General features: G+C 31.1%; 12 protein-coding genes and 1 pseudogene. 8 read left to right on the forward strand and 5 right to left on the reverse strand.

What is annotated here, in order from left to right:
* The first annotated feature begins 126 nt into the window (after positions 1 to 126).
* Positions 127 to 2,577 (forward strand): heavy metal translocating P-type ATPase, encoded by a 2,451-nt coding sequence (locus tag HGI79_RS17425; RefSeq protein WP_185651952.1) that lies wholly within the window; start codon positions 127 to 129, stop codon positions 2,575 to 2,577.
* Between the two features lie 102 nt (positions 2,578 to 2,679).
* Positions 2,680 to 2,895 (forward strand): cation transporter, encoded by a 216-nt coding sequence (locus tag HGI79_RS17430; protein WP_185651953.1) that lies wholly within the window; start codon positions 2,680 to 2,682, stop codon positions 2,893 to 2,895.
* Positions 2,896 to 2,952: 57 nt separating this feature from the next.
* Here HGI79_RS17430 and HGI79_RS23360 read toward each other — a convergent pair whose 3' ends face one another.
* Positions 2,953 to 3,087, reverse strand: a complete 135-nt coding sequence (locus HGI79_RS23360; protein WP_278046726.1) for a hypothetical protein — start codon at positions 3,085 to 3,087, stop codon at positions 2,953 to 2,955.
* Positions 3,088 to 3,298: 211 nt separating this feature from the next.
* On the opposite strand from HGI79_RS23360, the gene HGI79_RS17435 reads away from it, so the two are divergent.
* Both HGI79_RS17435 and HGI79_RS17440 read left to right on the forward strand, forming a co-directional pair.
* A complete protein-coding gene (locus HGI79_RS17435) occupies positions 3,299 to 3,892 on the forward strand; it encodes a UbiA family prenyltransferase (RefSeq protein WP_185651954.1) in 594 nt (197 codons plus the stop codon).
* 170 nt (positions 3,893 to 4,062) lie between these two features.
* Positions 4,063 to 4,431 (forward strand): hypothetical protein, encoded by a 369-nt coding sequence (locus HGI79_RS17440; protein WP_185651955.1) that lies wholly within the window; start codon positions 4,063 to 4,065, stop codon positions 4,429 to 4,431.
* A 66-nt stretch (positions 4,432 to 4,497) separates the two neighbouring features.
* Here the strand turns inward: HGI79_RS17440 and HGI79_RS17445 are convergent, their stop codons facing one another.
* On the reverse strand, positions 4,498 to 4,947 hold the full coding sequence (locus HGI79_RS17445) for a four-helix bundle copper-binding protein (protein WP_207725822.1): 450 nt from the start codon (positions 4,945 to 4,947) through the stop codon (positions 4,498 to 4,500).
* A gap of 445 nt (positions 4,948 to 5,392) precedes the next feature.
* On the opposite strand from HGI79_RS17445, the gene HGI79_RS17450 reads away from it, so the two are divergent.
* Positions 5,393 to 7,975: a cell wall-binding repeat-containing protein gene (locus HGI79_RS17450; RefSeq protein ID WP_185651956.1), complete on the forward strand. Its 2,583-nt coding sequence runs from the start codon at positions 5,393 to 5,395 to the stop codon at positions 7,973 to 7,975.
* Positions 7,976 to 8,232: 257 nt separating this feature from the next.
* Here HGI79_RS17450 and HGI79_RS17455 read toward each other — a convergent pair.
* Positions 8,233 to 9,215: pseudogene (locus HGI79_RS17455) on the reverse strand (IS3 family transposase).
* A 129-nt stretch (positions 9,216 to 9,344) separates the two neighbouring features.
* Between HGI79_RS17455 and HGI79_RS17460 the strand changes: the two are divergent.
* Positions 9,345 to 9,692 carry a four-helix bundle copper-binding protein gene (locus HGI79_RS17460; protein WP_185651957.1) on the forward strand — a complete coding sequence of 116 codons (348 nt, stop codon included), beginning with the start codon at positions 9,345 to 9,347 and terminating at the stop codon, positions 9,690 to 9,692.
* 70 nt (positions 9,693 to 9,762) lie between these two features.
* Here the strand turns inward: HGI79_RS17460 and HGI79_RS17465 are convergent, their stop codons facing one another.
* Together HGI79_RS17465 and HGI79_RS17470 are read right to left on the reverse strand one after the other, a co-directional pair.
* Positions 9,763 to 10,245 carry a hypothetical protein gene (locus HGI79_RS17465; RefSeq protein WP_185651958.1) on the reverse strand — a complete coding sequence of 161 codons (483 nt, stop codon included), beginning with the start codon at positions 10,243 to 10,245 and terminating at the stop codon, positions 9,763 to 9,765.
* A gap of 467 nt (positions 10,246 to 10,712) precedes the next feature.
* Positions 10,713 to 11,144 carry a four-helix bundle copper-binding protein gene (locus HGI79_RS17470; RefSeq protein WP_207725823.1) on the reverse strand — a complete coding sequence of 144 codons (432 nt, stop codon included), beginning with the start codon at positions 11,142 to 11,144 and terminating at the stop codon, positions 10,713 to 10,715.
* 172 nt (positions 11,145 to 11,316) lie between these two features.
* Between HGI79_RS17470 and HGI79_RS17475 the strand changes: the two genes are divergently transcribed.
* Positions 11,317 to 11,640, forward strand: a complete 324-nt coding sequence (locus HGI79_RS17475; protein WP_185651959.1) for a hypothetical protein — start codon at positions 11,317 to 11,319, stop codon at positions 11,638 to 11,640.
* 47 nt (positions 11,641 to 11,687) lie between these two features.
* Positions 11,688 to 12,068 (forward strand): YHS domain-containing protein, encoded by a 381-nt coding sequence (locus HGI79_RS17480; RefSeq protein WP_185651960.1) that lies wholly within the window; start codon positions 11,688 to 11,690, stop codon positions 12,066 to 12,068.
* The last annotated feature ends 119 nt before the right edge of the window (positions 12,069 to 12,187 follow it).

Here is a 12,187-nt window from a genome sequence, read left to right on the forward strand (position 1 = left end):
GTGTCAAAGATATATATAACTCAATTAGCTAAAATGCTACTGAGTTCTCATACAATACAGATTATCAAGAAAAAAGCATTAATTTTACAGTTTATTGTTAACTAATAAGTGAAGGAGGATTGTTTGATGGTAAGCAGAACCTTAAAAATAGAAGGAATGACCTGTGCGGCTTGTGCAAAAGCTGTTGAAAGAGCTTCAAAAAAGCTGGAAGGTGTTTCTGAAGCCAACGTAAATTTTGCCACTGAAAAGCTAAATATAAATTTTGATGAATCAAAATTAGCTCTTTCAGATATACAATCTGCCATAGAAAAGGCAGGATATAAGGCTTTATCGGAAGATGCAAAGAAAACGCTAAAGATAGAAGGAATGACCTGTGCAGCTTGTGCAAAAGCTGTAGAAAGAGCAGCAAAAAAACTAGATGGAGTTACAGAAGCAAATGTAAACTTCGCAACAGAAAATCTAAGTGTAAGTTTTGAACCTTCAAAAGTTAAAGTATCAGATATAAAAAAGGCCATAGAAAAAGCAGGATATAAGGCTTTAGAAGAAGAAACTACCGTAGATGAGGATAAACAAAGGAAAGAAAAAGAAATAAAAAGTTTATGGAAAAGATTTATAATATCAGCCATATTTTCAGTTCCACTACTAATAGTAGCTATGGGACCTATGGTTTTAGAAAAGTTAAATTATATGCTTCCACCATCAATAGACCCTATGATGCATGGTGAAGCATTTGCAGTAATACAACTTATATTAGCAACTCCTATTATAGTTGCGGGAAGAAAATATTTTATCATAGGTTTTAAAGCTTTATTTAAAAAGAGCCCAAATATGGATTCTCTTATAGCTATAGGAGCGTCTGCAGCTTTTGTATACAGTGTTTTTGGAGTATATCAAATACTTTTAGGGAACAAAGGTTATGATTTATATTTTGAATCTGCAGGTGTAATTCTTGCTCTTATAACTTTGGGTAAATATTTAGAGTCAGTAGCTAAAGGAAAGACTTCAGAAGCAATAAAGAAACTTATGGGACTTGCTCCTAAGACGGCCATAATAATTAGAGAAGGAAAAGAAGAAGAAATTTCTATTGATGAAGTAGAAGTTGGTGATATAGTATTAGTAAAACCAGGTGAAAAAATTCCTGTAGACGGAGAAGTAGTTGAAGGGGTAACATCTATAGATGAATCTATGTTAACAGGTGAAAGTATGCCTGTAGAAAAGACTGTTGGAGATAAGGTTATTGGTGCAAGTATTAATAAAAATGGTTCTATAAAATATAAAGCTACAAGAGTTGGTAAGGATACAGCACTAGCACAAATTATAAAATTAGTTGAAGATGCACAAGGATCTAAAGCACCAATAGCTAAACTTGCAGACGTTATATCTGGTTACTTTGTGCCAATAGTAATAAGCTTAGCTTTAATTTCATCTGTTGCTTGGTTTATATATGGAAAACCAGCAGCCTTTGTAATTACTATATTCATTTCTGTACTGGTAATAGCTTGTCCGTGTGCTTTGGGACTTGCAACACCTACAGCCATAATGGTGGGTACTGGAAAAGGTGCTGAGTATGGCGTACTTATAAAAAGTGGTACTGCACTAGAAACTGCACATAGAATTCAAACTATAGTATTTGACAAAACAGGAACTATAACTGAAGGAAAACCAAAGGTTACAGATATCATAACTAATGGAGAAATAAACGAAAATTACTTACTTCAGCTAGCGGCTTCTGCAGAAAAAGCATCAGAGCACCCACTAGGAGAAGCAATAGTAAAAGGTGCGCAAGAAAGAGGATTAGAATTTAAAAAGTTAGATTTCTTCAAAGCTATTTCAGGTTATGGAATAGAGGTTACAATAGATAATAATAAAATGCTCCTAGGAAATAAGAAGCTTATGGTTAAAAGTAATATTTCCTTAGAAAACTTAGAGGATACATCAAATAATCTAGCTGCTGAAGGTAAGACTCCTATGTATGTAGCACTTGATAATAAGCTAATCGGTATAATTGCAGTAGCAGATACAGTAAAAGAAAATAGTAAAAAAGCTATAGAAAAGCTTCATTCTATGGGAATTGAAGTTGCTATGATAACAGGAGACAATAAAAAAACTGCAGAAGCTATAGCAAAACAGGTAGGCATAGATAGAGTACTTGCAGAGGTTTTACCACAGGATAAGGCTAATGAAGTTAAAAAGCTTCAAGCTGAAAATAAAAAAGTTGCTATGGTGGGTGATGGAATAAATGATGCTCCTGCGCTAGCACAGGCAGATGTAGGTATAGCCATAGGTTCTGGTACAGATGTAGCTATGGAATCTGCAGACATTGTGCTTATGAGAAGTGATTTAGTGGACGTAGTTACTGCTATAGAATTAAGTAAGAAAACTATAACAAATATTAAGGAAAATTTGTTCTGGGCTTTTGGGTATAATACTTTAGGTATACCAGTTGCTATGGGTATTTTATATATTTTTGGAGGTCCACTTTTAAATCCAATGATAGCAGCACTTGCTATGAGTTTAAGTTCTGTATCTGTGCTTTTTAATGCGCTTAGATTAAAGGGATTTAGATCAACAGTGTAGAAAAATAGCTAAGTTATTAAGTGAAAGTGAAAAGCGTTAATTTTCTGGTTATACAAATAACCAGTATTATATAATTAAATGTAAAAGAAAGGGGAAACAAAGGTGAAAAAGAAAATAATAGTTGAAGGAATGAGCTGTGGACATTGTGTTAATCATGTTAAAACTGCTTTAGAGGAAATTAATGGAGTAACTGGGGCTAATGTTGATTTAGCTTCTAAAACTGCGTTAGTTGAAGCTAACGGTGAAATTAAAGATGAAGATATAAAATTTGCCATTGAAGATGCAGGATATGAAGTATTAAGCATAGAAGAAGCTTAATAGTTAAAAGAGGGAGAGTATTTATTTAATAATTTCCCTCTTTATTTATTTATATATTTACATCATTGCAAAAGTACTACATTCTCTTGCACAATGTACACAAATTTGGCTACAATTTTGTGATTCAGGGTCTGAGAATTTTGAACATTCAATACCACAGGCTTCACAAATAGATGCACATAAATTAGCCATTGATTTAGCAAATGGACTACGGCGTGCTATATATTTAGCAATTAAAGGTCTCCTTCCAAAATTAATTTACATAACTATTACATTCACTAGATAAATAATGGTGATTGTGTTGATAAAATAAAACCCAGCATTAAACCCCTAAAGAATATAAAAAAGATTATTATATTAATATTATGCTAAATATAGTTCTTCTAGTGAGAGAGGTGAGAAAGTGAGTTTTAAAACAATAATAAAACTTATGGATATAAAAACTCTTGTTGCAGGAATTGTTCCTGTAATTCTAGGTTCGGTTTATTCAAGGTATGCTTTTGGGCCTTTGCCAATTTCATATACGCCAATGGGTGAAATTGTATCTGGAATAACTATGGGTATTGGTATAACAACAACGGTGATTTATATTCATTCTGGTGTACTTAATTTAAATACAGTGTTAGTAGCAGTTCCTACTTCACTTTTTATTGGTACTATATTACTATCTAATAACTTAAGTGATATAGAAGAGGATAGAAAAGCTGGTAGGAAAACATTACCCATACTTATAGGAGTAAAAAATGCTGAGAAACTGTGGGTTTTTAATGTAATAATGTTGCTTGGATTGACATTTGCCTTGCTGTTAATAGGTCTTTATCCCATTGTTGTATTAGTAACTGTTAGTTTATTATTTCCTTATAAGTCAATTTATAATTTTTTATCTTATGATAAAAGTATTTATACTAAAGGTAGAACAATGGGGCTTATAGGCAAGGTAGGATTAAAATATCACCTAGCTGTGATTACTGGATTATTAATATCAATATATATTTAAGGCAGGTATTTGATAATATGATAAAATATTACTTAAAATTCCAAATGAAGTAAGTACATGTATGTAGATTTATTTTATAAAAGTTTTCTCCTTCATAATTCCTCCACAATTAGGCTTTATAATAAAAGCATAGAGAAGAGAAAATAAAAAATCAAAAGGAGAGATTTTATATGAAAAAGAAAGTAATGGTTCTTATGACAACAGCAATACTAGCTATAGGAGGAATTTCAGTAGCTTATGCACAAGGAAAAGATAATATGAATTCTAATAAGGAAGCTCAAGTAAGTTATCAAACTACAAGTAATTACAATAATATGATAGATCTTATGAAAGAAAATGGTTTTAGTGATGCAGCAAAAGCAATGGAAAATAGAGACTTTGATGCTATGAATAAGTTTATGAATAATTTAACAGATGAAGATTATAATAAGATGATTGATATAATGAAAAATAAAGGATATGCTTCAATGGCAAAAATGATGGAGTCTGTTAGCAGAGAAGATATGATAAACATGCATCAAACTATGATGGGAAGATAATATAATATGTTATGAACAATATAAGCCTGCAAACTTCGCTATGAAGTGCAGGCTTATATTATATACTTACATCATTGCAAAAGATCTACATTCTCTTGCACAATTTAGACAGATTTGGCTACAATTTTGTGATTCAGGATCTGGGAATTTTGCACATTCAGCACCACAGGCTTCACAAATAGATGCACATAAATTAGCCGTGGATTTAGCAAATGGACTACGGCGTGCTATATATTTAGCAGTTAAAGTACAGATATCTGCACAATCATGTAATAGTTGTATCTGTCTTCTTCTTGACTGGATATCAGATGTTGTCATTAAGTGAGTAATCATATGCTCACAAATAGCCTCACAATCTTGTATGGTAGTTATTAAATCTTCATGTTCCATATTAGGCATATGATGCATATTAGGCATATGATGCATATTAGGCATATTAGGCATATGAGGTGCACGTGGCATAAAGCAAAAATTTCCTGGACAGTTTGGTACACACATAGGTGATAATTCTTGCATTCGAAGTCTCCTTTAAAAATTAATTTAACCTACATGGTCAATATATGAATTTAATATGATAATTGTGCTTATTTTAATAAAATAAAAATCCAATAAATTTTGATGAATTTTTACTTCGTAATTAGAATTAATTATATTTTATGTGATATATTGCTTTTCTTTGACATACCACCTATCATAAATGGAAGCTATTATTATGAATCTAATTTTCTCCATATTATCTTCATAAAAGTTTGATATTATAAAAAATAAAGTAAGTTATGAAGCATTAGAATGATTAACTAAAAAATAGCATGTTTCAATGAAATTAGATATTAAAGATGAATAACTTAAATGTTTGATTTTTTATATGTGAGGGTGAAAATATGTTTATACTAGAACTTACGCAAAAACTTGTAAGTGATATATATCAATTATATTATTAATTAATAATGGAGGAGTTACAATGAAAACAAAGGCTAAAAGAGTTTTATCAACAAGTACAATTGCATCGCTATTAATAACAAGCTCAGCAGTATCTTTAAATGTAAAAGCTGCTGCAGTAACACCACCTGAAAGTCCTAGACTATGGGGTGCAGACAGATATGAAACAGCAGTAAAAGTATCACAAGCAGGATGGACAAGTGGATCAGACTACGCAGTAGTAGCAAGTGGAGAAGGATTTGCAGATGCTCTTTCTGCAGCACCATTAGCTAAGGTAAATAATGCTCCTATACTTTTAACACAAAAAGGCTCTTTAAGTGCAAGTACACTGGCTGAGTTAAAAAGATTAAATGTTAAACAGGTATACATAATTGGGGGACAAGGAGTTGTTTCTCAAGCAGTAGAAGATACAATAAAATCCCAAGTAACATCAAACATACAAAGACTATGGGGACAAGATAGATACGAAACAGCTGTAAAAATAGCTGAAAAACTTGGTACACCAAGTAGGATAGTTCTAGCTTCTGGAGAAGGCTATGCAGATGCTTTATCAGCAGCTCCAATAGCAGCATTAGAAGGAATTCCAGTGCTTTTAACAGAAAGTAAAACATTATCAAAAGCAACAGCAGATTACATAAAAGCAAATTCAGGAATAACAACTACTTATGTTATTGGTGGATATGCATCAGTAAGTGATGTTGTAATGAATGTAGTTCCAAACGCACAAAGATTTGGAGGAGCAGATAGGTACGAAACAAACGCAGCTGTAATTAATGCTTTCTCAGCAGATTTTGATTTCAAAAATGCATATGTAGCACTAGGTGATGGCCCTAACGGAAACGAATTTGCAGATGCTCTTTCGGGTGCAGCTATAGCATCTAAAAATGTAAGTCCAGTTATAATTATAAATAAAGTATTAAATAATACTACTCAAACATTAACTAGAACTCACCTTTTCCCAAGTAGTACAGTTACTGTACTTGGTGGAGTTGCAAATGTACCAGATGCAGTTGTAGCAGGATTAAAGGTAAGTGCAAGTTTCCTAAATGAATCAGGAAAAACTTATAGTGATGTTATAAATGGTAATGCAGATGTTACAGCCGACAACGTAACACTTAAAGGAAATATAAAGGGGGACCTTTATCTAAGTGAAAACAATGCATCAGTTTCAAATATAACAGTAGATGGAACTATCTATGTAAACCCAGGTGTTAACGGAGTATCAAATCTTGATACGGTAACTGCTAAAAATATAGTAGTTTTATCTGGAGCACAAGATAGTATACATCTTAAAAATGTAAAGATAGATAAGTTAACTGTTTTAAGTAGTGACAATGTAAGAATAACAAGTAAAGGAACTACATCTATAATAAATACTGTAGTAAGCTCACAAGCAATACTTGAAGCAACTTCTGGTTCCTTTGGTACTGTTAGATTACCACAAACTGCAGTAGAAAAGACTGTAGAATTTAGAGGAAACTTTGATAAAGCAGTAGTTATAGAAGGAAATGTTGATATAAAGACTACTTCAAACACTAAATTAGCAGGCCTTGTAGTTTCAGAAAATGCAAAGTCTTCAAGAATAAAACTTGAAGGTAACGGAACTATAAAGAATATCCAAATTAAAAATGCAACATCTATATTAAATATAGAAAAAAATATATCTGTTACAGGAAAAATTGAAGCTGTAAACAAAAATAGTATAAAATCAGAGAATAGTTCTATAATAGCAAAGATAGAACAGAAAAACTTAGACCAAATGAGTGATATCACTAGCGGAAATACAAGCAGCAGTGGAAGTTCAAATGATAATGAGGAAAATAATAGTACTTATTATTACAAGCTGACAGTTACACCTAAGTCTAATAATGGAACTACAGCAGCAGCTTTCGCCTATGAATCAACTAGATTTACAGCTGAACAAATAGATAACATGACTGTTAGAGAATTATACAATAATTATATTTATAAAAAAGATGCTAATAATTCTATAGTACAAACTCTAATAAAACTTATAGAACCTAAATTAGATACTGAAAATAAGGACATGAGTCAGGTTGTAAATGCCATCGATAGTTCGTGTATTATGAATGAGGACGCAAGCCAGGTTGTATATGCGAAGCATGATGATTTATGTAGGTTAACTGAGAAGAAAGATTATAATGGATTAGTAACATATTTATTTAGCAAAAACTACGATGAACTCTCAGCGGCTATACATTCGTTTATAGATATGACTGTAGATCCTCTTAAATGCAACTATTTTAATAATCCTATAAAAGTTAATGGGAAAATAGTAACATCTATTAAAATAACAGATCCAAACAATAAAACTAACGCTTTAGAAGTATACAACTATGATACTGATAGTTCAAAAGGTGCAATTAATGTTGGTAAATTACTAACTATTAAACAGGATTATCTAGGAACAGCAGCATTAGGAGATACAAAAATATCAGATTTAAAACAAAAGTATGTTCATGTTGAAATATATTTAGATAACAGTACTACACCTTCTTATGTTTTGGATGGGCAAGATGAAACATATACATTGTCTAGCTTAACAAAAATATATACTATTAAATTAGACAAGGTCAGCGAATAAAATTAAAAAGTCAAAAACCCTATTTAGTTATAAATTTTACTTAACTAAACAGGGTTTTATCTTTAATTATGTATATAGTATTGAGAGCAATATGAAATGGAGTGTTCTGAGTAAAATAGACATATAGAATGTACGATTTTCTTTAAATTTCTTGAGTATTCCATATTACACATTTTCTATGTATAATATTTAAAATAATTCAAATATTAGTAAGCAAATTTGTATAAACACCCTATTCTAAAAAGATTTTCCTAAAATTAGCAGGCAGTCTTTAACTTTAGGTAGTAATCCCTTTTGTATTCTCTAGGTGATTTATATTGTAATGTTGAATGTAGCCTTCTTGAATTATAAAATAATTCTATATATTCAACCACTGCTGTTCTAGCTTCAGCTCTAGTCTTAAATTTACGTCCATATAGCTTATTCTTTTTTCAGGATGAGAAGAATGATTCAGCACATGCATTATCATAACAGCAGCCTTTAGCACTCATACTTTGAATAAATCCATTATTTTTTAGTAAGTTTTGATAATCATATGAAGCATATTGTACCCCTCTATCAGAGTGAACTATTAATCCTTCTTTGGGCTTTTCTTTATCCATAGCAGCATTAAATGCATCTATAACTAATTTTTTGGTCATAGTAATATCCATAGACCATCCAACTACTTCTCTATTAAATAAATCCACGATAGTGGCTAGATAGAGCCATCCTTCATCGGTTCCTATGTATGTTATATCTCCTACATAAACCTTATTTGGTTTATCAACTGTAAAATCTTGTTTTAACAAGTTAGGAGCTACATTGAAATTATGATCTGAGTAAGTAGTTGCTTTATATTTTCTTTTAAGTTTACTGAAAATCTTATTTTCATTCATCAATCTAGAAACTTATTCTTTCCACAGGCTATGCCTTCTTTCTTTAGTTGAGCTGTAACTCTACGAAATCCATAGGTACCATCTGATTCTTTATGAATTCTTTTTATTTCTATAGTAAGTATAGAATCTTCTTTTTTCTTTCAGCCTCTGGCCTTTTTAACTAAGCATAGTAAGAGCCCCTTTTAATGTCTAGTACATTACACATCTTCTCCATGAGTTCCATGTTCTTTTACCCATCTTCTAACTGTAGCTTCACTAACACCTATATCTTTAGCTACATGAGTTACTTTCTTACCTTGCTCTGTAACTAGTTTAATTATTTCTTTTTTATATTCTACTGAAAATTCTCTTCTGTTTCCCATCTATTCAACACATCCTTTTCTATGTACTTATTATACATACTTTCCTATGTGTCTATCAAATCGGGTATAATCCAGAAGTCTTTTACGTAGAATATATCATGTGCAAAATATTAAAAAGGAGTGATAGAAATGGGAATAGTAACTATGGTAACAAATAATTATCAAACATGTATCGATGCATGTAACAAATGTGCACAGGCATGTTATGAATGTTTTGAAGCATGCATTAATGAACCAGATTTAAATGCAAGAAGAAGTTGTGTGAAAATTCTTATTGAATGTGCAAAAATGTGTGAAATGTCCTCAGGCCTTATGTCTATGAATGGACAGTTTGCAAAAGAACATTGCAAGATGTGTGCTACTATTTGTGATGCATGTGCAAAAGAATGCAGTATGTTCAAAGATGAGCATTGTCAAAAATGTGCAGATGTATGTCGCATGTGTGCAGATGAATGTAGAAGAATGGCTAATATGTAAAAATTTAAAAAACCAGTTAGTAATACTATAACTAACTGGTTTTTAGGTAGATTTAAGCCAATATAGTAAATTATCTATAATTTCCACCCATCATTGATTGGTGCATGTTTATCATATCTTGTCTGCTGATAGACTGCATCATATTAGCCATAGCAGTATACCCGTTATTTTTCATTATATCTATCATTTTATTATAATCCTCATCACTTAAACTACTCATAAATTTATTCATAGAATTAAAATCTCTATTTTCCATAGCTTTTGCTGCGTCGGTAAAACCATTATCCTCCATAATCTTTATCATATTATTATAAGCGTTTTTATTTACATTAGATGTTGTAGATGTTTGAGAATTCAATGTTGTTTTATTATCTGTGTCTGTTGATGTACTTGGTGTTGTTATCTTAGTATCTATAGATGTAGTTGCTGCAGTAGAATCTATGGCTGATAATTTATTAAAGTTTACATCACCTTTTTCCTGTGCATAAGCAACATATACTCCTCCTGTAACAAGTATTGCTGTAGTCATTAAAACTATTAATTTCTTTTTCATTAAAATCATCTCCTTGAATTTTTTTATTAATTTTTTCTATGGTATTATTATAAAAGTTAATTATGAAGGAATTATGGAGTTTATACTATTTATCACAATTCTTCAAGATCTTCATTATATAAAAACAAATTTTCTAAAACACTATGATTTACATAAAATATTCATAAAATTAAGTTATTATATAAAAAAGAGACTAAATAGTTTTTTAAATATGTATTTTGAGAAAGAAGAAAAGAACCTAATATGGTTGAATTATTTAGAATAGGAAACTTTACTATTTATATTTTTAGAGTGATGGTGACTATTGGAATGATTGTTGGTAAATGATATGATAAACCTTATGTGACAAAATGGTTTTAACGATGCAGCAAAAGCTATGGAAAATAGAGACTTTAATGAAATGAATGAATTCATGAATAATATAAGCCTGCAAACTTCGCTATGAAGTGCAGGCTTATATTATATACTTACATCATTGCAAAAGATCTACATTCTCTTGCACAATTTAGACAGATTTGGCTACAATTTTGTGATTCAGGATCTGGGAATTTTGCACATTCAGCACCACAGGCTTCACAAATAGATGCACATAAATTAGCCGTGGATTTAGCAAATGGACTACGGCGTGCTATATATTTAGCAGTTAAAGTACAGATATCTGCACAATCATGTAATAGTTGTATCTGTCTTCTTCTTGACTGGATATCAGATGTTGTCATTAAGTGAGTAATCATATGCTCACAAATAGCCTCACAATCTTGTATGGTAGCTATTAAATCTTCATGATGCATATTAGGCATATGATGCATATCAGACATATTAGGCATATGTGGTGTACGTGGCATAAAGCAAAAATTTCCTGGACAGTCTGGTAAACACATAGGTGATAATTGTTGCATTCGAAATCTCCTTTAAAAATTAATTTAACCTACATGGTTAATATATGAATTTAATATGATAATTGTGCTTAAATTAATCATTATGCAATTTTAATTTCTTCATTTTATCTACATAACTTTATTCTATACTATATGTAAATAATAAAAATTAAACAAATCAGGAGGTAATATTATGGATTGTCATGATAACAAAAATGGTAATCATAAATCTCATAGTTCCCTAAAGCATATGCTTCATATGGTTATTTGTTGTGCTGTTCCAATATTGATAGTTGCAGCTCTTCCTTTTTTAAAATTGAATATAGCACTTAAAACAACTATATTAAGTATTGCCCCATTTATTTGTCCTATAATGATGATTTTTATGATTCCAATGATGCTTAAAGCTATGAGAGGAGAACATTCTCATAACAAGCATATCGAAGACAGTTCTTCAGTGATAAATGAGAATAAAGAAGAAAATACAATAAAATCATCCCATAAAAATACCATGTAGATAATAAAAAAATTTAAATATGATTTTAATATTAAAGAGAGGTGTGTATGTTGAAATTCTTAGCAGAAAACTGGTGGTATATTTTATTTTTTGGATTAATGGCATACATGATGTTTCGAGGAGGAGGATGTTGTGGAGGTGGACATTCAAGTCACAGTGGGCACGACGATTCTCATGGCGGAAATTATAGAGGTGGCTGCTGCGGAGGTGGGTACACTTACCATATGAATCATAAAGATCATGAAGAACACAGTGCAGGATATATTGAGAACACAACGAATATGAGTATAGATACTGCACAGGACCCTGTGTGTGGTATGAATGTATCAAAGATAGATGCTATATCGAGAGAGATAAATGGCAAGACATATTATTTTTGCAGTCAGAACTGTGCCAATAAATTTGAAAGAAAGCATGCAGTATCATAAAGTGATTATTAAAAAAGAAGTTAATGGATAGTTTATGTAACCGGGAACATCCATAGATTTGTGTAAATCAAATCTATGGATGTTCTTTTTATGTATGTATAGCTGGTATTTATGGAAAC

Source organism: Clostridium sp. DJ247, from assembly GCF_014231265.1.